The 22,108-nt window shown below is 69.8% G+C and carries 17 protein-coding genes and 3 pseudogenes; 12 read left to right on the top strand and 8 right to left on the bottom strand.

Annotation, left to right across the window (positions count from 1 at the left end):
• Positions 1-19 precede the first annotated feature (19 nt).
• The 4 genes and pseudogenes from OG390_RS39860 to OG390_RS39845 all read left to right on the top strand — a co-directional run.
• Positions 20-985 (top strand): carbohydrate ABC transporter permease, encoded by a 966-nt coding sequence (locus OG390_RS39860; protein ID WP_406174734.1) that lies wholly within the window; start codon positions 20-22, stop codon positions 983-985.
• A complete protein-coding gene (locus OG390_RS39855; protein WP_406174732.1) occupies positions 982-1,875 on the top strand; it encodes a carbohydrate ABC transporter permease in 894 nt (297 codons plus the stop codon). The genes OG390_RS39860 and OG390_RS39855 overlap by 4 nt, the downstream gene beginning before the upstream one ends.
• A 12-nt stretch (positions 1,876-1,887) precedes the next feature.
• Positions 1,888-4,794 carry a glycoside hydrolase family 2 TIM barrel-domain containing protein gene (locus tag OG390_RS39850; protein WP_406174730.1) on the top strand — a complete coding sequence of 969 codons (2,907 nt, stop codon included), beginning with the start codon at positions 1,888-1,890 and terminating at the stop codon, positions 4,792-4,794.
• Positions 4,787-5,728 (top strand): annotated as a pseudogene (locus OG390_RS39845) (MFS transporter); the annotation flags it as partial. The gene OG390_RS39850 and the pseudogene OG390_RS39845, both read left to right, overlap by 8 nt.
• A 680-nt stretch (positions 5,729-6,408) precedes the next feature.
• Here OG390_RS39845 and OG390_RS39840 read toward each other — a convergent pair.
• Both OG390_RS39840 and OG390_RS39835 read right to left on the bottom strand, forming a co-directional pair.
• Positions 6,409-8,115, bottom strand: a complete 1,707-nt coding sequence (locus OG390_RS39840) for a PHP domain-containing protein (protein ID WP_406174728.1) — start codon at positions 8,113-8,115, stop codon at positions 6,409-6,411.
• A gap of 143 nt (positions 8,116-8,258) precedes the next feature.
• Positions 8,259-8,699, bottom strand: a complete 441-nt coding sequence (locus OG390_RS39835) for an ATP-binding protein (RefSeq protein ID WP_406174726.1) — start codon at positions 8,697-8,699, stop codon at positions 8,259-8,261.
• A 153-nt stretch (positions 8,700-8,852) separates the two neighbouring features.
• Here OG390_RS39835 and OG390_RS39830 point away from each other — a divergent pair, with 153 nt between their 5' ends.
• The 4 genes from OG390_RS39830 (at position 8,853) to OG390_RS39815 (ending at position 10,967) form a co-directional block, all read left to right on the top strand.
• Positions 8,853-9,695 (top strand): Scr1 family TA system antitoxin-like transcriptional regulator, encoded by an 843-nt coding sequence (locus tag OG390_RS39830; protein ID WP_406174725.1) that lies wholly within the window; start codon positions 8,853-8,855, stop codon positions 9,693-9,695.
• Positions 9,692-9,937, top strand: a complete 246-nt coding sequence (locus OG390_RS39825; RefSeq protein ID WP_406174724.1) for a DUF397 domain-containing protein — start codon at positions 9,692-9,694, stop codon at positions 9,935-9,937. Before OG390_RS39830 ends, OG390_RS39825 begins: the two co-directional genes overlap by 4 nt.
• Positions 9,930-10,316 carry an alpha/beta fold hydrolase gene (locus OG390_RS39820; RefSeq protein WP_406174722.1) on the top strand — a complete coding sequence of 129 codons (387 nt, stop codon included), beginning with the start codon at positions 9,930-9,932 and terminating at the stop codon, positions 10,314-10,316. The genes OG390_RS39825 and OG390_RS39820 overlap by 8 nt, the downstream gene beginning before the upstream one ends.
• A 63-nt stretch (positions 10,317-10,379) precedes the next feature.
• Positions 10,380-10,967, top strand: coding sequence for a TetR/AcrR family transcriptional regulator (locus OG390_RS39815; RefSeq protein ID WP_406174720.1), 588 nt, complete (start codon positions 10,380-10,382; stop codon positions 10,965-10,967).
• Between the two features lie 80 nt (positions 10,968-11,047).
• On the opposite strand, the pseudogene OG390_RS39810 reads toward OG390_RS39815, so the two are convergent.
• The 5 genes and pseudogenes from OG390_RS39810 to OG390_RS39790 all read right to left on the bottom strand — a co-directional run.
• Positions 11,048-11,320 (bottom strand): annotated as a pseudogene (locus OG390_RS39810) (isocitrate lyase/phosphoenolpyruvate mutase family protein); the annotation flags it as partial.
• 12 nt (positions 11,321-11,332) lie between these two features.
• Complete coding sequence (locus OG390_RS39805; protein ID WP_406174718.1) at positions 11,333-11,791, bottom strand: hypothetical protein; 459 nt, start codon at positions 11,789-11,791, stop codon at positions 11,333-11,335.
• Positions 11,792-11,800: 9 nt separating this feature from the next.
• On the bottom strand, positions 11,801-12,226 hold the full coding sequence (locus OG390_RS39800) for a hypothetical protein (RefSeq protein WP_406174717.1): 426 nt from the start codon (positions 12,224-12,226) through the stop codon (positions 11,801-11,803).
• A gap of 207 nt (positions 12,227-12,433) precedes the next feature.
• Entirely contained in the window at positions 12,434-14,134 is a 1,701-nt protein-coding gene (locus OG390_RS39795) for a DUF2264 domain-containing protein (RefSeq protein ID WP_406174716.1), read from the bottom strand.
• Between the two features lie 82 nt (positions 14,135-14,216).
• Positions 14,217-15,263, bottom strand: coding sequence for a rhamnogalacturonan acetylesterase (locus OG390_RS39790; RefSeq protein ID WP_406174714.1), 1,047 nt, complete (start codon positions 15,261-15,263; stop codon positions 14,217-14,219).
• 188 nt (positions 15,264-15,451) lie between these two features.
• Here OG390_RS39790 and OG390_RS39785 point away from each other — a divergent pair, with 188 nt between their 5' ends.
• Entirely contained in the window at positions 15,452-17,128 is a 1,677-nt protein-coding gene (locus OG390_RS39785) for a rhamnogalacturonan lyase B N-terminal domain-containing protein (protein ID WP_406174712.1), read from the top strand.
• 83 nt (positions 17,129-17,211) lie between these two features.
• Here OG390_RS39785 and OG390_RS39780 read toward each other — a convergent pair whose 3' ends face one another.
• Positions 17,212-18,624 carry an RICIN domain-containing protein gene (locus OG390_RS39780; RefSeq protein ID WP_406174710.1) on the bottom strand — a complete coding sequence of 471 codons (1,413 nt, stop codon included), beginning with the start codon at positions 18,622-18,624 and terminating at the stop codon, positions 17,212-17,214.
• Here OG390_RS39780 and OG390_RS39775 point away from each other — a divergent pair.
• The 3 genes and pseudogenes from OG390_RS39775 (at position 18,610) to mmuM (ending at position 22,014) form a co-directional block, all read left to right on the top strand.
• Entirely contained in the window at positions 18,610-18,927 is a 318-nt protein-coding gene (locus OG390_RS39775; protein ID WP_406174708.1) for a hypothetical protein, read from the top strand. The genes OG390_RS39780 and OG390_RS39775 overlap by 15 nt on opposite strands.
• A gap of 116 nt (positions 18,928-19,043) precedes the next feature.
• Positions 19,044-20,294 (top strand): annotated as a pseudogene (locus OG390_RS39770) (autotransporter); the annotation flags it as partial.
• Between the two features lie 793 nt (positions 20,295-21,087).
• Positions 21,088-22,014: a homocysteine S-methyltransferase gene (gene mmuM / locus OG390_RS39765; RefSeq protein WP_406174706.1), complete on the top strand. Its 927-nt coding sequence runs from the start codon at positions 21,088-21,090 to the stop codon at positions 22,012-22,014.
• Positions 22,015-22,108: the final 94 nt, after the last annotated feature.

Here is a 22,108-nt window from a genome sequence, read left to right as displayed (position 1 = left end):
CCGCCGGACGGACCGAGACATGTCGACGACCACTACGCGCGACCTCGCGCGCCCCGCCCCGGCCAAAGCCTCCAAGGGCCGGCCGCGGCGGGGTCTGCGGGGCAGCCGCACCTTCAACTTCTGGCTCTTCACCAGCCCGTTCCTCATCGGCCTGGTGATCTTCGTCTACGTCCCCATCGGCTGGAGCATCTGGCTCAGCTTCTTCGAGGCGCGCTTCACCGTCACACCGGACAAGTTCGTCGGGTTCGACAACTACCGGTTCATGCTGGACAACAACAACTTCGTCGGAGCCCTCGGCACCTTCACGGTCTTCGCCGCGTTCATCGTGCCGACGACCTGGGCCCTTTCGCTGGGCCTGGCGATGCTGGTGAACCGGCTGCGCTTCCTGCGCGCCTTCTTCCGCTCGGTCTTCTTCCTGCCGACCGCGTGCAGCTATGTCGCCGCCTCGCTGATCTGGAAGATGTCCATCTTCAACGGCGTCCGCTTCGGCCTGGCGAACACCGTCCTCGGCTGGTTCGGCGTGGAGAACACCGCCTGGCTCGCCAACCCCGACCCGCCCTGGTACTGGCTGGTCATCCTCACCGCGCGCCTGTGGCTGCAGTCCGGCTTCTACATGATCCTGTTCCTGGCCGCGCTGCAGAACATCCCGCAGGAGCTCTACGAGGCCGCCGCGATCGATGGCGCCAAGCCGGGCTGGCAGACCTTCCGCCACATCACACTCCCCCAGCTGAGGGCGACCTCGACGGCCGTGGTCCTGCTGCTGCTCGTGGCCGCCTACCAGGCCTTCGACGAGTTCTTCAACCTCCTGTCGAAGACCACCTGGGGCCGGCCGCCGCTCGTCGAGCTGTACTACACCGCCCTGGGCCAGAACCAGGACTACGGCGCGGGCAGCGCGGGCGCGGTCATGCTGACGCTGCTGATCGTCGTCGTGACGCTGTTCCAGGGCAAGATCATGGGCTTCGGAAGGGGTGACGAGTCCAAGTGACCACGACCACACCCGAGGTGAGAAAGACCGGAACGTCGGCCACCCGGCCACGCCGCTCCAGGCGCGGCGGCGTCATGAGCTCCACCGGCCTGTACATCGGCACCGGCATCGCCGCCTTCCTCTTCCTGGTCCCCTTCTATCTACTGGTCCGCAACGCCCTCTCCACCGACCCCGACATCACCGGAGAGAACTGGAAGTTCTTCCCCACGGACATCCAGTGGAGCAACATCACCGAGCCGTTCCACGACACGACGGTCGACTTCGGCCAGTCGATGGTGAACTCCCTGGTCGTCGGCACCCTGCACACCATCGGCACCCTGCTGGTGTGCTCGCTGGCCGGCTACGGCCTGGCCCGCATCCCCTACCGGCACACCAACAAGATCTTCTACGCCGTCCTGTTCACCCTGATGGTTCCGGCCGCCGTCACCTTCGTCCCGAGCTTCGTGCTGGTCTCGTCCCTCGGCTGGGTGGACAGCTACCGAGGTCTCATCATTCCGGGCCTCTTCAGTGGTTTCACCTGCTTCCTCTTCCGGCAGTACTTCCTCGGGTTCCCGAGGGAGCTGGAGGAGGCGGCACGCGTGGACGGGCTCGGCTACTGGGGCGCGTACTGGCGGGTCGTCGTACCCAACTCGCTGAACTTCTTCGCCGCGATCGCGACGATCACGTTCATCAACGGCTGGAACGCCTTCCTGTGGCCGCTGGTCATCGGCCAGGACCCGAGCGCCTGGACCGTCCAGGTCGCGCTCTCCTCGTACATGACCAACCAGACCGTCAACTACCACCTGATCTTCATGGCGACCGCCATTTCCATCCTGCCCCTGTTGTTCGTGTTCCTCTTCCTCCAGCGCTGGCTGGTGCAGGGGATCGCGCAGACCGGCATCAAGGGCTGAGCTAGGAGACCGATGTCTTTCCGCACCTCCCCCAAGCTCTCGGCTTCGCTCGACCAGGGGGGACCTCCATCTTCCATCGATTACGTCGAGAACGTCTCGCCCGGCAGCGGCGCGCTGCCGCCGCGGGCCTGGTACGCGCCCTCGGAAGCCAAGTCCCTGTCACTGAACGGCAGTTGGCGCTTCCGGCTGTCCATGACCGCGGACGCGGAGGACGACTCGTTCGCCGAGCAGGGCTACGACGCCGGGGACTGGGCGGAAGTCTCGGTCCCCGGGCACTGGGTGCTCCAAGGCCACGGTGCGCCGATCTACACCAACCATCTCTACCCGTTCCCCGTCGACCCGCCGCGGGTGCCGACCGAGAACCCGACCGGAGATCATCTGCGGGTCTTCGACCTGCCGTCCGACTGGCCCTCGGACGGCGGCGCAGTCCTCCGCTTCGACGGTGTCGAGTCCTGCGCCCGCGTCTGGCTCAACGGGACGGACATCGGCGAGTTCAAGGGCTCCCGGCTGCCGCACGAGTTCGCGGTCGGGCACCTGCTGAAGCCGAGCGGCAACGTGCTCGCCGTCCGGGTCCACCAATGGTCGGCGGGCTCCTACCTGGAGGACCAGGACCAGTGGTGGCTGCCGGGTATCTTCCGTGACGTGACGCTGCTGCACCGCCCGGCGGGCGGCGTCCTCGACTTCTTCGTGCACGCGTCGTACGACCACCTCACCGGAGAAGGCGCGCTGCGCGTCGACTCCGACGTCGACGGCCGGGTGACCGTGCCGGCCCTGGACATCGATCTCGCGACCGGCGAGTCGGTGACCGTCGCGGTCCGGCCGTGGACGGCCGAAGACCCCCATCTGTACGACGGCGTGCTGGCCACGGAGGGCGAACGCGTCCCGCTGCGCATCGGCTTCCGCACGGTCGAGTTGGCCGACGGCCTCATCAAGGTGAACGGCAAGGCGGTCCTCTTCAAGGGCGTCAACCGCCACGAGTGGCATCCGGAGACGGGCCGCGCCCTCGATCTGGAGACCATGCGCGAGGACGTGCTGCTGATGAAGCGGCACAACATCAACGCGGTCCGCACCTCGCACTACCCGCCGCACCCGGCCTTCCTGGACCTGTGCGACGAGTACGGCCTGTGGGTCATGGACGAGTGCGACCTGGAGACCCACGGCTTCACCGAACAGGCCTGGCGCGACAACCCCGTTGACGACGAGCGCTGGACCCCGGCGCTGCTCGACCGCGCCGCCCGCATGGTCGAGCGCGACAAGAACCACCCGTCCGTCGTCGTCTGGTCCCTCGGCAACGAGGCCGGGACCGGGCGCGGGCTCACCGCCATGGCCGAGTGGATTCGCGGCCGGGACGGCTCCCGGCTGATCCACTACGAGGGGGACATCGACTGCCGTGACACGGACGTGTACGCACGGATGTACGCGAGCCACGCCGAGGTCGAGCGGATCGCCCGGGGCCTGGACGGCGGCACGCTGAAGCGGCGTCAACTGCCTTTCATCCTCTGCGAGTACGGGCACGCCATGGGCAACGGCCCCGGTGGCATCGCCGACTATCAGCGACTCTTCGAGTCGTACGACCGCATCCAGGGGGGCTTCATCTGGGAGTGGATCGACCACGGCATCAAGGACGAGCGGTACGGGTTCGCGTACGGCGGCGACTTCGGCGAGGAGCTGCACGACGGGAACTTCGTCTGCGACGGGCTGGTCTTCCCGGACCGGACACCGTCACCGGGGCTCGCCGAGTACAAGAAGGTGATCGAACCGGTTCGCATCCTCGGTGAGGGCGCGGACGGGACCGTGCGCGTGACGAACGCCTACGACTTCGCGGATCTCTCGGCGCTCGCCTTCGAGTGGTCCTACCTGGTCGACGGCGAGACGGTCGAGACGGGTGCACTGACGGTGCCCGCTCTCGGCCCCGGCGAGTCGGCCGAGGTGAAGCTGCCGACGCCGCCCGCCGACGCGCGCGGGGCCGAGACACAGTGGACGGTGCGCGCGGTGCTCGCCGCCGGGACGTCGTGGGCGCCGCGGGGTCACGAGGTCGCCTGGGCTCAACTTCCGGTCGCTGAACGCGCCGTGCCACGCGTGGCACAGTCCGACGGGCCGGTGCTCGGCGGGCGGCAGATCACCCTCGGCCCGGCCGCCTTCGACACCCGCACCGGTGCGCTGCGGACGATCGGCGGGGTCGACGTCACCGGTCTGCGCCTGGACGTGTGGCGGGCGCCGACGGACAACGACAACGGCGCGCACTGGCAGCCGGACGAGCGCTACGGCCTGCTCTGGCGCAAGCTGGGCCTGCACCGGATGCGCCACCGGCTGGATGCCGTGGAGCTGGGCGACGACGCCTTGACCGTACGCACCCGGGTGGCGCCCGCCGCCTGGGAGGTGGGCCTGTGCACGGTGTACCGGTGGACGTCCGACGGGACGCGGCTGCGGCTGACCGTGTCCGTGGCGCCCGAGGGCGACTGGACGCTGCCACTGCCGCGGCTCGGGATTCGCCTGGGGCTCTCGGGCTCGGCGGACCGGGTGAAGTGGTTCGGCGGTGGCCCCGGTGAGGGATATCCGGACACCAAGTCGGCTTCCAGGGTGGCACGTTGGGAGGCAACGGTCGACGAACTGCAGACACCGTACGTGCGTCCGCAGGAGAACGGCGCCCGGGCCGATGTCCGCTGGGCGGAGATCGGTGGTCTGCGCGTCGAGGGTGATCCGTCCTTCTGGTTCACCGCGCGTCGCTGGACGACCGAGCAGCTCGACGCCGCCGAGCATCTGACGGACCTGGCGCCCGGCGACACGGTCTGGGTCAACCTCGACCACGGACAGCAGGGCATCGGCTCGCAGTCGTGCGGTCCCGGCGCGCTGCCGCAGTACCAACTGCGGGCCACTCCCGCGGAGTTCTCCTTCGTCTTCTCGGAGATCCATGGCTGACACTCTCACGCGGACTGCGGCCGGCCGGCTCTTCAGCCGTCCGGCCGCGGCCGCGTCCTGCGTCGCGTTCGTCCTCATCGGCATGCTTCAGGCGCTCTACGGGCCCGCGGTGCCGGGCCTGCGCGAGGAGTTCGGCCTGTCTCCTTCCGGAGCCGGGCTCGGCCTGAGTCTGCACTTCACGGGAGGGGTCGCGGGCGTCCTGGCCTTCAACGCGATCCACTCCCGGTTCAGCAACAGAGCGTTGGTGGCGGCGAGTTACGCGCTGATGGCTGCGGGCGGCGCAGGCTTCGCGTTGGCGCCGAACTGGCCCTCCGCCCTCGCTGCCGCCTTCCTCGGCGGCCTCGGCTTCGGCGGTATCGACTACGGTCTCAATCAGCTTTTCGCGGTCGGCTTCGGCGACCGTTCGACGGCCGTGCTGAATGTGCTGAACGCGCACTTCGGCATCGGTGCGGTGCTCGGTCCCGCGCTCATCGCGTGGGTGCGTCCCGACGACTACGGGTACGTCTTCGGGGCGTGTGCCGTGTTGGCGGCGGCGCTGATCCTGTGCACGGGACAGCGCACCCAACTGTGGTGGGACCTGCCGGTGCGCGAGTCCTTCGCGATCCTGCGCGACATCTACGGAGTGCCCGAGCGTGAACACCGCACCCGGCTGGACGAGTTCGACGAGCTGCTCGACCTCTCCTCCTTCTGGGACACCCGGGTACGCCACCTCTCCCTGGGCCAGCGGGTGCGCTGCGACCTGGCCGCGGCCCTGCTGCACGATCCGCCGGTGGTGTTCCTCGACGAGCCCACCATCGGCATGGACGTGGTGGTCAAGGAGCAGGTGCGCGGCTTCCTCAAGCACCAGGTGGAGGAGCGCGGCCGGACGGTGCTGCTCACCACGCACGACATGACCGAGGTCGGGCGGCTCGCCGAGCGCGTGGTCCTGATCAACAGCGTGACTCGTGGGGGAGCAACGTCGGCTGGAACGTGTACCACAGTTCCAGCCGACTGCCCTCGACCGCCCGCTGCCTCCCGTCGTCCGCCCTCAGTGGTCCGCGCAGCAGGGCGTGGGCTCGGGCACCTCGAACGGGACCAGCGTCCCGCCCGCGGCCGGCATCGTCGTCAGGACCAGGTGCCCCTCGCGCCACTCCGGGCGTACGTGGTCGCGCGTGACGATCCGCCGCTCCGGCTCGGGACCGTCGGGCGCGCCGAGTACGGCGACCCGGTCCACGGCGGAGCCGGCCAGCAGCCGGGCCACGGTCACCGTGCCGGTGAGGGCCTCGGACCCGCCGTACAGCACGGCACGGCCACCCGTGCGCGCCGCGTGCTCGGCGGCGGCCCGGGCGGCTCCGGCGGCCAGGTCGGCGGGACCGTGCCGCTCGGCGCCGAGGGCGACACCGAACTCCCGTTCCGCGAGCCGCCGAAAAGCCGCGCGGGCGGCACGCTCCGACGGCACGGCGAAGGACAGCGCCGTGTGCGGGCGCCCCCCGTCGCGTACATGGTGCGTGCAGCCCAACACGTCCTCGGCCGCGCCGAGTTCGACAGCCAGCCCGCGCAGCAGGTGGTCGGCCTCCTGCAGGGCTCCCACGAGGCCGGTGTCGACTCCGACGACGTACAACGCGTACCGCTCGGTCACGACGGCAGGACCCACACGGGGTTGGAGTAGAACCACAGATCCTTCCACGGATCCGCGTCGCCGACGACGTCCACGGCCGGGCCCGCCGGGTCGACCGCCGCGCCCATCAGGCCGACGGCGGAGCGGTTGCCGTCGGTGCCGCGCAGACGGACGTACACCGGGCGGTCGACCGCACCGAGGTCGTAGGTGAGCCGCACCGTGCCGGTGGACTTGTTCACCTCGTAGGACCGGACGACCTTCGCGGTGGGAGCGGTGAACGTGTCCTGGTCCGAGACCGCGCCCGTCACATCGCCCTGGATGACGTCGACGCGCGCCACCTTCGGTACGAAACCGGCCCAGTTGGGGCCGCCGGCCAGTCCCAGCTCCGCCGCCAGTGTGACCCGGGTGCCCTTCCTCACGTGCAGCGCGCCGCCGAGGGTGGCCCAGCGGCTGCCGCCCGCGACCCGTACGTCGAGTCCGCTGAGGAGCTGCCCGTGGTCGACCCACACGCGTCCGGCCCGGATGCCGTCCATGACGGCGGCGTACGAGAATCCGTCGGCGCCGACGTGCGTACGGCTGTATTGGCCGGGCCAGTAGTCGCCCTGCGTGAGGTCGACCTTGCCGCCGTAGATCGGGTCGGTGTGCTTGCCGTTGGCGGTGAAGTCGCTGTCCGGGCCGCCGCGTACGGCGGTGTCCGTGTAGACCTGGTGGGAGTCGGAGTTGGCGGTGATCCACCAGGGCTTGCCCTCGGCGAGGAGGCTGTCCCACAGGCCGCCGACCGTGGCGGTCATCCAGTCGAAGCCGCCCCAGGTGCGGTAGCTCTCCAGCGGGTACCCGGCGAAGGAGCCGGCGCTCGGGCTGTTGTCGTAGATGCCTCGGGCCCGGCCCATGCCGAGCGGTGTGGCGATACCGGCGGCCTGGTGGCCCGGGGCACCCTCGAAACCGACGGCGATCTGACGGCCGGGCGCGGTCGCGTCGCGCCAGCCGCGGATCTCGTGCGGCGAGTCGACGCCGCGCCGTGCGGGGTGGTTGGCGAGCATCAGGGCGTCCTTGACCTTGCGCCGTTCGACCTGCTCCGCAAGGAAGTTGAGGCCCGCGACGGCGAGCGCCTCGTTGGCGGGCGTCGAGTCGGAGGCGCCCTTCACGCTGCCGTCGTAGTCGGTCTCGAACTGCTTGAGGACCGCGACCTCGTTCTTGCCGGGGTGGACGAAGACCGTGCCGTGCTCGGCGGCCGGGATGTTCCACTCCAGACCTTGGAAGACGAGCGTGTCCTCGTACGCGTCCCGGGCCTCCTGGATGTCCGGGTTGACCTTCTCCACACCGATCTTGGCGTGCGTCTCGCTGCCGTGGTCGGTGATGACCATCCAGTCCAGGCCGTGCCGGGCGCCCTGGCGGACCTGGTCGCCGACGCGGTACTTGCCGTCGCTGCTGTACTGGGTGTGGATGTGGTGGTCGCCGGACAGCCACAGGAAGCCGTTCTTCCGGCGGCTGTCCGAGGAGGCGTACACCGGGCTGCCGGCCCCCTGCGCGAGGACACTGCCGGCGGCCAGGCCCGCGCCGAGCAGACCCGCGCGGCGCAGCATCGAGCGGCGCGACTGCTGGTCGGGGGTGAGTACCTCGTCGGGCACGGAGGTGTCCAAGGCGGCCGGGAGCGGGGAGTCGCTCGTCTCCTCGTGGTGGTGATGGTGGTGATGCCCGTGCTCGTGTCCGTGCGTGTGCCCCATGACCGCCTCCTGAGTCGCGCGCCACCCCATGGGACGCGTGTCACGAGGAGATTCGATGCGAAACATGAACAGGGGAAAGCCGGTGCCTGATCACCGGGCGACCTGAGCGGGGCAACTGGCGCCGATCGCAGGCGAGTTGATCATCAGGCCGCCCGTTGCGTCCGGACTTCCGCCCAGACGACCTTGTACGCCCCTCCCGTGCGGGGCTCCACTCCCCACCGCTCCGCGATCGCCGCGACGAGCAGCAGTCCGCGCCCGCCCTCGTCGTCCGACGGCTCCTGGAGAACGGGGAGCCGGTCCGTCCGCCCGTCGGCCACCTCCACACGTACGAAGCCGTCGCCCAGCAACAGCCGCACACGGAAGCCGCGCCCGCGCACGCGCCCATGCCGCACGGCGTTCGCGGCGAGCTCGGCGACGACGAGGGTCACGTTCTCGCTCGCCTCGCTGTCGTACGCGAACCCCCACGCCTCCATCCGATGCGCGACGAGCCGCCGCGCGAGCCGGGCCCCTCGCGGGGTGGAGCTGTAGAGCTGAGTGAACGTGCGTACGGTGACGGCTACTTGGGCTTGGGTCTCTCCTGACATGCGACAACGGTCCCGTAGAGCACGGGGGTCGACCAGCTCCGCCACTCGTACAAAGCGCGGTGTACGAGTTCACTGACTGGACAGTCCCGGTCACCGTGCGTAACCCTTTGTGACTCGGCGGGGTTGGCAGCAAGAAGCTCGGGGGTTCCCGGCATGACCGACAGCACCATCAGCATCGACAACGCGACCGAGACCGAACCGCCCGACACTCTGAAGGCGTTCGGGGCGGTCCACAAGGCCTTCCGCAAGCGGGCGGGATACACACAGGAGGAGTACGCGCCGCTCGTGCAGTACCAGCCGTCCACGGTCGCGTCGATCGAGCAGGGGCGACGCTTCCCGCATCGCCGGTTCGTCGATCGCGCCGAAGAGGTCCTGGACGCCTTCGGAGTCCTGAAGGGGGTGTACAAGCACGCGGGGAGGGAGAAGGGCCTGGCGTCCTGGTTCCGGCCGTGGGCGGAGCTGGAGGAGCAGGCGATCAGCCTCTACACGTACGAGAACCGGCTGATTCCGGGGCTGTTGCAGACGGAGGGGTATGCACGCACTCTTTTCCGCGAGCGGGTACCCGTGCTCACGGACTCGCAGATCGAGGCCCAGATCGCGGCTCGCCTGGAGCGCCAGTCTCTCCTCGGGGAGCGGCCCAACACGGCGTTCAGCTTCATCGTCGAGGAGTTCATCCTCACGCGAGGAACAGGCGGCACAGAGGTCACGCGCGGATTGATCGATTCCATCCTGGCGGTCACCGAACAGCGCAACGTGGAGGTGCAGTTGCTGCCCATGACGCTCCAAGCCCACGCCGGTCTCGATGGCCCCATCCAGCTGCTGGAGACTCCGGAGAACGAGTGGTTCGGCTATAGCGAGGGGCAGCGCAGCGGTCAGTTCATCGCCGACCCGAAATCGATCAGTGTGCTCCACGCACGCTATGCGAAACTGCGCTCACAGGCTCTCACCCCGGAGGATTCCCGGAGCCTGCTGGAGCGGATGCGAGGAGCGCTATGAGCAGCACGGAGCTGGCCTGGTTCAAGAGCAGCTACAGCGGCAGCGACGGCGACGACTGCGTCGAAGTGGCCCTCTCCTGGCGCAAGTCCAGCTACAGCAGCGGCAGCGACGGCGACTGCCTCGAAGTCGCCACCTGCCCCGCCACCATCCACATCCGCGACTCCAAGAACACCCGCGGCGCCCAGCTCACCCTCTCCCCCACCACGTGGACGGACTTCCTGGAGTTCGCCACGCGTGGCTGATCAAGTGCGGCTCGCTTACCGGGAGTCGGGGAACCCCGAGGCCCCGCCCCTCGTGCTGTTGCACGGGCTGACCTCGGACGGCACGGCGTGGGACGAGGTGGCGGCCCACTTCGCCGGCAGCCACCGCGTGTTCGTGCCGGACCTGCGTGGCCATGGCCGCAGCCCGCACCCATGGCAGGACGCTCAGAGGACGGTCCGGGCCCCCGTTCTGGTGATCGCGGGCGGCCCCGAGAGCCATCTGCCCCAGGACGAGATGGCGAAGATGGCGGCGCGCTTTCCCAGCGGTCGGCTCGTCACGATCCCCGCAGGCCACAGAGTGCACGCGGCACGCCCGGCGGAGTTCTGCGCGGCGGTGGAGGAGTTCCTCTCACCGCCATAAACCTGTGTGCATCAGGTTGTCACCTAGATACCCTAGGTTCAGCCGAGCAGCAGGTGGTGACACATGGCCCGTGCCGGGCTCACGACCGAACGTGTCGTGGAGGCGGCGGCCGACCTCGCGGACGAGGTCGGCTTCGAGAACGTCACCGTGTCCGCGCTGGCGCGGCAGTTCGGGGTGAAGGACGCGAGTATGTACTCGCACGTGAAGAGCGTGCGGGAACTGCGCGAGCGGATCGCGCTCCTCGCGGCCGGCGAGATGATCGACCGGATCGCCGCCGCGGTGGCCGGGCGCGCGGGCAAGGACGCGCTCGTCGCCTTCGCGGGCGCCTACCGGGAGTACGCGCTGGAGCGGCCGGGGCGGTACCGGGCCACGCATCTGCAGCTCGACCCCGCCGTCGCCGCCGAGTCCGACGCGGGCCGGCGCACCGCCGAGGTCACGTACGGCATGCTGCGCGCGTACGGGCTGTCCGAGCCCGACCTCACCGACGCGGTACGCCTGCTGCGCAGCACCTTTCACGGCTACTGCCACCTCGAATCCATCGGCGGATTCGGCGCTCCCCGTGACGTACAGGCGTCCTGGGAGCGCGCGTTGGACGCCCTGCACGTGGCTCTGGAGCACTGGCCACGGACGGAGGACGTCGATCATGAGTGACCTCCACTACGACGTGCGCGGCAGCGGGCCAGTGCTGCTGACTCCTGGTGGAGCCGGTCACCCGATGGGGCTCGAGGGCGTCACGGCGCGACTCGCCAGGGGACCTCTGCGCTGAGCGCCTGCACCTCCGCGTAAGGCGGCGTGACGCCTCGCGGCGACCGTCCCGCACGGATGTCCACGGCGGTGTCCACGACCGCGCCCAGCGCCCGGCGGTACAGCAGGGAGCCGAGACTGACCCTGCGTACGCCGAGATCGCCGAGTTGGGCGACGGTGGGCCCCATGGGTGAGTAGAGGATGTTGAGCGGCACGTCGAGGGTCTTCACCAGGGCGGTGATCCGGTCGGCGTCGCTCAGGCAAGAAGGGGGTCATGCCTGCCTCCCGACGGCATCCGCGTAATACGTCGAGCCCTTGAGGTGCGTGGCCAGTTCGCGGAACGTCCAGCCCTCTCCCGGCGAGTCGTCGAGCTGCTCGTCGGTCAGCTCGCCGAGCCGGTTCGCCCATATACGGGCAAGGCGTGTGAGCCGGCTGCGCGCCTCGTCGAGGTCCTCCCGCGTGAACGGCACGAGGTCCGCCTCCGTGGTGCTCGCCGACGCGTGCCAGCGGTCGGGCTGCGGCTCCTCGCCCACGAGCCGGGCCTCCAGCTCGGCCAGGTGGTCGACGAGATGATCGGCGACCCGGCGGATCGCCTTGTGCGGGGTGTAGACGCGGTCGTCGACGTGGGCGGGCTTGCCGTCCCAGGCGGTCCAGGTGGCCGCCAGGTCGAGGACGTGGTCGACCATGGCGACGACCGCCTCTGCCGGTGCTTCCCTCTGGGAATCGGTCATGTCGAAACGCTAGAGGCGGAACACTTCGGTGGCCGCCGAACCGTACCCACGAAAAGTGCGGCAACCTCGCACCCGTCTGCGGCGACTACCCGGCATGACCAACGCAAGACGCACCACGACGCACCGCCGTCGCGGCACGACGACGCACCGCCGTCGCCGTATCGCCCGTAAGCCGGTCGTGGGCTCGCTCGCGGCCGTGGCCCTGCTGGCCGGAGCGTGGTACGCGACCGCGACGACGAACGGCGGCGGGGGCGGCGCCTCGGCCGCGGCGTCCGCCATCCCGTCCGCCCAGACCGCCGCATCCGCTTCCGCCTCGGCGAACGGCAGGGCGAGCGGCACGCCGGCCGCCTCCGCCTCCAACGCCTCCGCCTCGCCGTCATCGGGCGCGAAGACCTCGGTGACCGCCAAGGCCGCGACCGGCACGCTCGCCGTCACGAACACCACTGAAGAACCCCAAGTGCGCGGCCGGCACCTGCACCGGGACCTTCACCGGCACCCACCTGCGCCTCATCGACTGGAACGGCGAGCTCCAGAGCACGGACAAGGTCGTCCAGGCCCGCATCACGGGTGATGTCGCCGCCCTCCCCGATGGCTCCCTGACCTGGGCCTATGCTCCTGTCACACCGTCCTGCACGGGCGTGCTCACAGGGGCGTCACCGACCACGACGACTCTGAGGATCGCGCGTCTGAAGTACTGAAGCGAAAGCGCGCCGACTCACCCGAGGCCCAGCTCACGCCGACCTCGTAGGCCCCCTCGACCTTCACGGACACCAGCTCCGTGAGGGGCAGAGGATCCGGGTCGGCCGTGAGGCGGGCGAGGGTCACGAAGAGCGTGGCTTCCTCTTCGGTGACGCCGGATGAGTCCAACAGGCCGTGCACTGACAGCAGGTCGGATCGGACTCCGTCTCCGGTCGGCCATCCCGTGACGCGCACCGGAGTGCCGGCGGCCGCCCCCGTCACCAGATGGGCGCGCACCTCCACCGCGCCCCGGGCGACGACGAGGCTGGTGACCCGGATGCCCTCGGCGACCGTGTGGCGGGACGCCGCCCAGCCTTCGCCCACCCCCAGCGGCTCGATGTCCGTACGGCTCGCGTCGTCGCCGACGATCACGCTGTTGTCGTACGACGGTGAAGGCTCCGTCGTCGTCGAGTACGCGAGCCGCGTGTAGTACGGGTCGTAGCGGACGTCCTCGCTGCCGTGGTTGTGGAGGCGGACCAGGCCGTCGGAACCGGTCGACTGGAGAAGCCAGTTGGGCGGGCCGACGGGGGTGACGGCGTCGGCGCGGTCCGTCGGGCCCGGCTCCTCGCGCGCCGTCCATGCCTCGTGGTCGGCCGGCAGGAGCAGCCCGAGGAAGGCCTTGCTCGCCCAGTAGGGGGAGGCCGGGCCCGAATAGTCCTGCAGGAGCGCCTCGTCGGGGCCGTGCCAGCCGAGGGTGAGCAGGCCGCGGTCGTTCACCGCGCCCCGGTCGAGGAAGTAGCGCAGGGCGCCGGAGGACAGGCGTCGGGTCTCGCCCGGCGAGAGGGGTGTACGGCCTGTGAGGGCGCCGAGCCACAGCGGTGCCGTGGTCGCGAAGCGGTAGGTCAGGGAGCGGCCCTGGAGCATCGGCGCGCCGTCGCCACCGAACAGGCGGGCGTAGTCGGCGAGATGGGCTTCCAGTCGTCCCCCGTACAGCTCCAGCAGGTCGGCGTCGTCCGCCAGCCACGCGTGCAGCACCGGATACAGGTGCATCGCCCAGCCGTTGTAGTAGTCGAACTTGCGGCCGTCACCGTCGGTGTACCAGCCGTCGCCGACGTACCACTGCTCGATGCGCTCCAGGCCACGGTCGATCGCGGCGCGCGAGGCCTCGGGCTCGTGGCCGATCTCCTGGAGGAAGCCGCCGACCGTCACGGGGAACAACTCCCAGTTGCAGGGCCAGGCTTCGGCCGTCAGCGCGTCGCCGAGCCAGGCCGCGGCCCGCTGCCGTACGCCGTCGTCGAGTCGGTCCCACAGCAGCGGCCGCGTCACCCGCAGCGCGAGGGCGATCGACGCGGCCTCGACGAGTGGCTGGCTGCGGTGCTCCACGCGAGGCCAGACGCCCGCCGTGCCGGCGGCGAGGCCGTCCGCGTACCGCTCCAGGACCTTCTCGTCGCGGCGGAAGGCGGCGAGCAGGAGCGTGCGCGCGTAGCCCTCCAGGCCGTCGGAGAGCCTGCCGGACCAGCTCGTGTGCGTACCCGGGAGGTGGTACAGCGCGCCGTCCTCGATCGCGTACGGCGCGACGGCGGCGAGCAGGGAGTCGGCGACCGCCTCCCAGTGGGCGCGGGTGTATCCGGTGTACGGGCTGAGGGTGCGGTCCTCGGGTGGCATCGGTCAGGTCCTGTCTCGGTCGGGAGATGCGGAGGTGCCAGTACCTGGGGCGCCCCGGTTCCGGTCGGGACGCCCCAGGAGTTCATCCCACCCTCACCAGGCCGTCCGGCACCAGGTGTTGGGCGACGAGTTCGTCCCGGACCAGACCCGCGTACACCGTCGCGCCGTGCACCGAGGTGTGGGTGTTGTCCCGCTTCTCGTTGTAGAGGTAGATCGCCTTGGAACCCTCGACGCCCAGGGATTCGACGAGGGCCTTGGTCCGGGCCGTGAGGTCGATCAACGGGACGTTCTCGGCGGCGGCGACCGAGCGGATGACGGCGGGGTGGTCGACGCCCAGGCCGTTCACCAGCAGCGCGGTGTTGTTGTTCAGGGTGCCGTCCGCGTTGAACCAGCGGCGCACGATCGGAGTGACGAGGACCGGTTCGCCGCCCCGGGCGCGGACGCCGGCGACGAGCGTTTCGAGGTTGGCACGGTAGGTCGCCTCGTCGGTCGTCTTGTCGTTGTGGGCCAGCTGGATGAGCACCAGGTCGTGCTTGCCGATCAGCGGCTGAACGGTCGGGAAGAGCGCCGGGGTGGCGAGATAGGTGACCGTACTCTCGCCGGAGTCGGCGTAGTTGGCGGCCGAGAGGCCCTTGCGGAGGTACTCGGGCAGCTGCTGGCCCCAGCCCGAGTACGGGGCGCCGGGCTGGTCGCACACCGTCGAGTCGCCGACCAGGAAGATCTGGCGGGTGTGCGTGGCCGGGGTCACCCGGATGTCGGCGAGCGCGGGGGCGGAACCGCCGATGACGAGGTCCAGGCCCCGGGTGCCCTCGGGGCCTGTCGGCTCGCCCTCGGGGGTACGGACGTTCACGGTGAAGCTGCGGGCCACGGTCCGGCCGGCCTCGGTGGCGGTCTCGGGGAGCAGGGAGCGGCGGGACTCGCCGCTGATGGCGGTACTGGCCGCGGCGTCCCCGCCGAGGACGACACGGACGTCGTACGTGCCGGGCGCGACGTCGAAGTGGCAGGCGTTCGCCGTGCAGTTCTCCAGGCCCAGGGCGCGCGGCCCGCCGTGCGCGTGCGCCGGCGTGGCCGACAGGGCGGTGACGGTGGCCATGACCGACACGGCGGCGGTGACGGTGAAGCGTCTCATTGCGGCTCCTCCCACAGGACGACAAGACCTGGTCGCTGGACCGTACCGCTCATCGGCAAGCGCTTTCTAGAGTGCGGCTCGATTTCACATGGCCACCAACCCCCAGCAAGCGAAAGCCCTTTCGCGATGTCGATTCAACTGCCACTCTGCCAACACCCGCACCCCACACCTCCGAAGGAGGCACCCTCATGTCCGGATCTCTGAACAGACCGGTCCGACGCCGTACCTTCGTGCTCGGCAGCGCGGCCGCCGCCGGTTCCGCGGCCCCCGCCGGACCGCTCGCCGAGTCGGCGTCCGCGGCGAGCTTCGGCTGGCGCGACGACGGCTCGAACTACGTCGTCGACACCGGCGCCAACCTGGTCTTCAAGGTCAGCAAGACCAACGGCGACCTGACCTCGCTCGTCTATCGGGGCACGGAGTACCAGGGCTACGGCGGCAAGAACTCGCACGTCGAGTCGGGGCTCGGTACCTCCACCGTGACGATCACGCAGTCCGGCTCGACGATCCTGATCTCCGTCGCGTACGGCACGCTCAGGCACTACTACGCGGCCCGCAGCGGCGAGAACAACGTCTACCTGTGGACCAACAAGGCGGACACGTCGGTGTCGGCGACCCGCTACATCGTGCGCGTCAAGGCCGGTCTGTTCCTCAACGACGAACCCGACTCCTACACGTACGCGCCCACCACCGTCGAGGCATCGGACGTGTTCGCCAAGTCCGGCGGCCAGACGCGCTCCAAGCACTACTCGAAGCTCCGCGTCATCGACTACGACCACATCGGCTGGAACACCGGCAGCGTCGGCCTGTGGATCGTGCGCAGCAACCACGAGAAGGCCTCCGGCGGCCCGTTCTACCGCTCCCTGCTGCGCCATCAGAGCGCCGACGGCGGCGGTCTGTACGAGATCCTCTACTACGGCGAGAACCAGACCGAGGCCCAGCGTTTCGGCCTCCAGGGCCCGTACGTCATCGCCTTCACGGACGGCGGCGCGCCCTCCTCCTCCCTCTTCCCGGGCACCCTGACCACCTCGTGGGCGGACTCGCTCGGCATCTCCGGGTACGTCGCGGCCGGCGGCCGGGGCCGGGTCGCGGGCGTCGGCATCACCGGGCGGAACACGGCGTACCCGTACACCGTGGGGCTCGCCAACTCGGCCGCGCAGTACTGGGGTTCGGCGCGCTCCTCCGACGGCTACTTCTCGATCCCGGGGGTGCGGCCGGGGACGTACACGCTCACCGTCTTCAAGGACGAGTTGGCCGTCCACACGACCTCGGTGACGGTGACGCCGGGTACCACGACGACCCTCAACACGATCGCGATCCCGTCCTCGAACGACCCGGGCAACGCGAGCGCCGTCTGGCGGATCGGCGACTGGACCGGCACACCGAGCGGCTTCAAGAACGCGGCGCTGATGACGTACGCGCATCCGTCGGACGTACGGGCCTCCTCCTGGACGGGGAACGTGGTGATCGGGAGTGGCAGCGAGACCCCCTCCTTCCCCGCGTACATCTGGAAGGACGTCAACAGCGGGCTGCTGGTGTACTTCAAGCTGACCGCCGCCCAGGCCGCCGCCGCGCGCACCCTCCGCATCGGGGTGACGACGGCGTACGCGAACGGCCGGCCGCAGGTCACCGTCAACAGCTGGGTGTCGTCGATCCCCTCACCGCCCACGCAGCCGAGCACCCGGTCACTGACGGTCGGTTCGTACCGGGGCAACAACTACACGTTCACGTACAGCGTTCCGGCCAGTGCGTGGCTCACGGACGTCGGCCAGTACAACGTACTGAAGATCGATGTGGTGAGCGGCTCGGGGACGACGAGTTATCTCAGCGCGGGTACGTCGATCGACGCGATCGACCTGCTGGCCTGAACACCGCTGCCCGGCACCGATGTCAGTGGTGCCGGGTAGCGTCTTTCCCAGCGTGCGAGTGGTGGGCGCGCTGCGCCGAACGCTCACGTGCCCCTCGTCCACTGCTGGTTGGTGCCTCCGTTGCAGGTGTACGTGATCAGTGCGGCGGAGTTGGCGGTGGAAGCCCCGGAGACGTCCAGGCATTCGCCACTGGCCCGGGACTTCAGGAGGACGTAGCTGCCCGAGGTGGTGACCGACCACTGTTGGGTGGTCGCCGAGCCGTTGCAGTTCTCCTGGGTGACGTTGGTGGCGTTCTCCTGCACGCACAGGGAGCTGCCCCGGCCCACCAGCTGGTAGTAACTGCTGCCGACGGACTTGAACCAGAACTTCTGGTTGTTGCCGCCGTTGCAGGTGTACTGGCTGAGCGCGACCCCCGCGAGCAGTGACTGGCTGGGCACGTCGGCGCACTTGCCGGAGTGATGGGCCGTCAGCGTCTCGTACGTGGCGCTCGTCCCGGCAATCGTCCCGGCGGCCGTGTCGACCGTGATTTCCGGATACCAGGACATGGACATCGTGGTCGTCGTCGGGAAGGTCAACGGCAGCCATACGTAACGGGAGTCGTTGACGGTGCCGCCGAAGGAGTTGCCCCAGCGGTCGCCCATGTACAGGTACGACGTACCCGCACTCCCCTGCACGGGAAGGACGTACGCGGTCTGTGAGCCGTACGCCGTCGAGTCGCCGACGTTCGTCATGGCCGTCCAGGGACCCGTGATGTTCGTCGCGGTGGCGTACTGCTGCTGGTTGGGGTTCCAGCCCGTGGCGCCCGACGTCAGCATGAAGTAGACGCCGCCCCGCTTGAAGAGGGCCGGGGCCTCGCGATGCCCGCCGACCCAGGGGTTGGCGACCAGGCTGTCGATGCCGGTGTAGTCGGCCGTGAGCTTGTAGATCTGCAGGTCGTAGTTCTCACGCGCGGCCGACGCCATGTAACCCGTGCCGTCCGTGTCGACGAAGACCGTGATGTCGCGGGACATGTACTGGCCGAGCGGCTGGAAGCTGCCCTGGTAGGTGTAGGCGCCGTCGACCGTGTTCGAGACCGCTACGGCGGCGCGCGCCTCGCTGTAGTCGGTGCCGTTCTCCTTGTGCATCCACATCACGAACTTGCCGGTGGACGCGTTGTACATGACCTTCGGCCGCTCGATGTTGGCGCTCACCAGCTCGGACGAACTGGACTGGCTCAGCACGTGGTTGCGGAACGCCCAGTTCTTCAGGTCGGTGGAGCGATAGGCGTCCACGTACTGGAAGGTGTTGTCGGCGTTGCGATGCTCGCCGAACCAGTAGTAATAGCTGCCGACCTTGATGACTCCGCCGCCGTGCGCGTGCACGGCGGCGCCCGAAGTGTCCGTGAACTGGGTGCCGTTGGTGATGGTCTGCGGTGCGGCCTGGGCGGGTCCGGCGGTAGCGAGAGCTCCGGCCGCGGCGAGACACAGGGCGACGAGTATCGCGTGGAGGCGTCTCACCCCGGGGGCTCTCCTCGCGACGGCGCGGATGAGTGGGCGGATGAGGTGCACGCGGCGCTGTTCGTCGTGGTGTCCGTCGTGATGTTCGTCGTGATGTTCGTCGTGATGTTCGTCGTGATGTTCGTCGTGATGTTCGTCGTGATGTTCCTGGTGTCGTTCACTGCGGCTCATACGGTGACCGTCCGTCCGGTATATCGAACCGTATTTGTCATTACGAACGCTGCGACCGCCGAAAAGGTAAGCGCGTACTACGGCGAGGTCAACGGGTCGGACGCAACGGGAGTTGTCAGCCGGGGCGGGTGACAACGCCGCACGCATGCCCACGGCTGCGACGGCTGTACGGCACCCGGCGCCCGCGGGACCGTCGTGCCGTAGGCAAGTTTTTGCTATCGGCGTGCGTCGGAGCCGTCTCCGGTGGTGTGCGCAGTCATAGCCATCAGAAGTCAGCGGCCGTCGCCGGGGTCCTCGCGGCGGTCGCCCTCATGTGCAGTGCTCCCACCGCGGCGGCGGCGGCCGGAGGCCGGGACGTCACGGCCGATGTGCTCGCGGGCCGGGACGTGACGCTCACCGGCGACGCGGTGGTGACCGTGCCGGCGGGAACGACGACGTACGACGGAGTGTTCCGTGGCGAGGGCACGCTCACCGTGCGGGGCAGCGGGACGCTGATCCTGACCAAGGACAGCGACTTCACGCTCCCCGAGGCGCGGCAACGGCAGACGGTGAAGACGCAGGGCGGCAACCACCCGTACACGACGGTCGCCAACCCCGATCCGCCCGCGGTGACGGTGGCACACGGCGCGACCCTGCAGTACGGGACGGGCGGTGGGACGGGCCTGATCGGTCATTTCCCGTACAGCACACCCGGCTATCAGCTGAACCAGCTGAACGTCCGCGTCGACGGCACCCTGCGCCTCTCGCTCACCCGTACCTTCAACATCGGCACGATCAGCGGATCGGGCCTGGTCACCCAGCCCCGCAACATGTGGGGCACGCTCGACCTGGCCGGAACCCACCCCTTCTCAGGTGTGATCGACAACGGCACGGGCATGGCGGTCGGCCGCCCCGAGTACCCGGTGGCTCTCCCGAACGCCCGCGCCATCCTCAATCAGGGCTCCTGGATCATCGACACTCCGCTGTATCGGACGATCACCCTGCGCCAGAACTTCTATCAGCGCGAGTACGGCAGCGACGTCAACGTCCATACACGCCCCGGCAGCAAGGTGGTGCTCACCGGCCAGTACAGCTACAGCGACCGGGGCGGCGACACCCACCCCTCGCTGAGCGACCCGGACATCAACTGGCGCAGAGTTCCCCATGACGTGAACAAGCGCGGCACCAACATCGAGGGCGCGAACGTCCAATGGGGCGACGGCACGACCCACAAGATCTTCATGCCGGGCACCAAGGACACCGTCTACATCAACCTGCACGAGGCGAGCGGACGGCGCTCGCTGCTGACGTTCGCGTACAACGGCCCGGTTACGCTGGGCGCCCCCATCGGCGGTGGCAGGTATCACGACACACTGGCCGCGCCCGGCGCGGGGGACGTCGTGATCAAGGGGACGCGCGGCAACGACGTGACCTTCGCGGCGAAGCAGTACTACGACGGATCGACCACCATCGAGAAGGGTGCGGTACTGCGGTGGAGGCGGACGGGCTCGCCGCGCGGTGCTTCGAAGTCGCCTTGAGGACCACGTCGTTGCCGTCGCCCCCGTGGTAGCTGATGCGATATGTGGTGTCGGAAAGCTTGAGGATGGCGCCCTCGGGGAGGTGGGCGAAGCTGCCGGTGGTCTTCTCGTGGCGCTGGGCGCGCTGGTCGTGCCGTCGGCCCGGCGGGGGCGCGCGCGACGCCGCGGCGGACGACGGCACGCCGCCTCCAGGTGACGGTCAGGGCGCGCGCCGCGCAGTGATCAGCCGCGCGGGGTGCGCGCCTCGACCAGGGCGGGCGGGAGCGGTGCGGGCGCGGTCGTAGAGCTCGGCGTCCTCGTCGAACGCGACACGCAGCATCGCCCAAGGCCAGGGCCTGTCCGGCGGATCAGGTCGGAGGGGACCTGCGGCACCTCATCAGCGCAGGTGAGGACCCGCGTCTCCGACATGATCCGCCGGACAGGCCCTACGCCTCGGCTCCCGCTCCCGGCGTCCGCGCAGCCACACGCAGACCGGCCGCCGCCGATGATGTCGCCCATGACGAGCGCCGTGGCGACGGTGAGGCCGAAGCCCCGGCGGCGGGGAGACGGCGCGGCCTGCTCGGGTCGAGCGACTTCTTGGGGCTCTGCGCCCTCTTCGGGCCCAGGGACCCCTTCGGGTTCAGCGACCTCTGTGGTGCCGGTGGCAGTCATGACACTTCCGCGTTACTGGGGTGGGGAGGAGCGTGATCGTAACCTCGCATCCCACATCGTGGGCAGAACGTTCATCAGGTGGACACAATCGGGCACCGCTCCCCGCATCGACTAGCGTCATGTCATGAGCAGCAACACCCCCCGCACCCTCGCCGAAGCCCTCTCCGCCGGACCCGTCGTCCTAGACGGCGGCATGTCCAACCAGCTCGAATCGGCCGGACACGACCTGAGCGACGAGCTGTGGTCGGCGCGGCTGCTCGCGGAGCGGCCCGAGGCGATCGTCGAGGCGCATCTCGCCTACTTCGAGGCGGGCGCGGACGTGGCGATCACGTCCAGCTACCAGGCGACGTTCGAAGGCTTCGCCAAGCGCGGGATCAGCCACCAGCGGGCGGCCGAACTGCTCGGACTGAGTGTGGAGTTGGCCCGGGAGGCCGCGCGACGGGCCGCCGCCGAGAACGTCACGCGGCCGCTGTGGGTCGCCGCGTCGGTCGGACCCTACGGCGCGATGCTCGCGGACGGCTCGGAGTACCGGGGCCGGTACGGGCTGAGCGTCGACGACCTGGAGCGGTTCCACCGCCCCCGCCTGGAAGTCCTGGCCGCAGCCGCGCCCGATGTGCTCGCCCTGGAGACCGTGCCGGACGCCGACGAGGCGCGGGCGCTGCTGCGCGGGGTGCGCGGGCTGGGCGTCCCGGCGTGGCTGTCGTACAGCGTCGACGGCGACCGTACGCGGGCCGGGCAGCCCCTGGAAGAGGCCTTCGCCCTGGCCGCCGACGCGGACGAGGTGATCGCGGTCGGAGTGAACTGCTGCGCGCCCAGGGATGTGGACGCGGCCGTCGCCATCGCGGCGCGGGTGACGGGGAAGCCGGTCGTCGTGTACCCGAACAGTGGTGAGGTGTGGGACGCGGAGGCTCGTGCGTGGGCCGGGCGGTCCACGTTCACCGCGGAGCAGGTTGCCGGGTGGCGGCGGGGTGGGGCCCGGTTGATCGGGGGGTGCTGCCGGGTGGGACCGGGGGCGATCGCGGGGATCAGGGAGACGCTGGCGCCGGCATAGGGTTTTTCGCCCCCTCCGCCCCAGGCCCCGCTCCTCGAAGGCCGGAGGGGCTGCCCCTGGCCCGTCGGGCGTTTGAGGACGAGGCCGTTCAGGC

It is taken from the genome of Streptomyces sp. NBC_00996 (genome assembly GCF_045162675.1).
GTDB lineage: Bacteria > Actinomycetota > Actinomycetes > Streptomycetales > Streptomycetaceae > Streptomyces.
The sequence above is the reverse complement of the archived record's forward strand: the minus strand, read 5'-3'. Positions and strand labels throughout refer to the sequence as shown.

Bases quoted from the DNA above. Each gene is read 5' to 3' on its own strand.
- OG390_RS39860 (WP_406174734.1), top strand. From the start codon at position 20: ATGTCGACGACCACTACGCGCGACCTCGCGCGCCCCGCCCCGGCCAAA.
- OG390_RS39850 (WP_406174730.1), top strand. From the start codon at position 1,888: ATGTCTTTCCGCACCTCCCCCAAGCTCTCGGCTTCGCTCGACCAGGGG.
- OG390_RS39840 (WP_406174728.1), bottom strand. From the start codon at position 8,115: ATGGGGCACACGCACGGACACGAGCACGGGCATCACCACCATCACCAC.
- OG390_RS39835 (WP_406174726.1), bottom strand. From the start codon at position 8,699: ATGTCAGGAGAGACCCAAGCCCAAGTAGCCGTCACCGTACGCACGTTC.
- OG390_RS39830 (WP_406174725.1), top strand. From the start codon at position 8,853: ATGACCGACAGCACCATCAGCATCGACAACGCGACCGAGACCGAACCG.
- OG390_RS39825 (WP_406174724.1), top strand. From the start codon at position 9,692: ATGAGCAGCACGGAGCTGGCCTGGTTCAAGAGCAGCTACAGCGGCAGC.
- OG390_RS39815 (WP_406174720.1), top strand. From the start codon at position 10,380: ATGGCCCGTGCCGGGCTCACGACCGAACGTGTCGTGGAGGCGGCGGCC.
- OG390_RS39805 (WP_406174718.1), bottom strand. From the start codon at position 11,791: ATGACCGATTCCCAGAGGGAAGCACCGGCAGAGGCGGTCGTCGCCATG.
- OG390_RS39795 (WP_406174716.1), bottom strand. From the start codon at position 14,134: ATGCCACCCGAGGACCGCACCCTCAGCCCGTACACCGGATACACCCGC.
- OG390_RS39790 (WP_406174714.1), bottom strand. From the start codon at position 15,263: ATGAGACGCTTCACCGTCACCGCCGCCGTGTCGGTCATGGCCACCGTC.
- OG390_RS39785 (WP_406174712.1), top strand. From the start codon at position 15,452: ATGTCCGGATCTCTGAACAGACCGGTCCGACGCCGTACCTTCGTGCTC.
- mmuM (WP_406174706.1), top strand. From the start codon at position 21,088: ATGAGCAGCAACACCCCCCGCACCCTCGCCGAAGCCCTCTCCGCCGGA.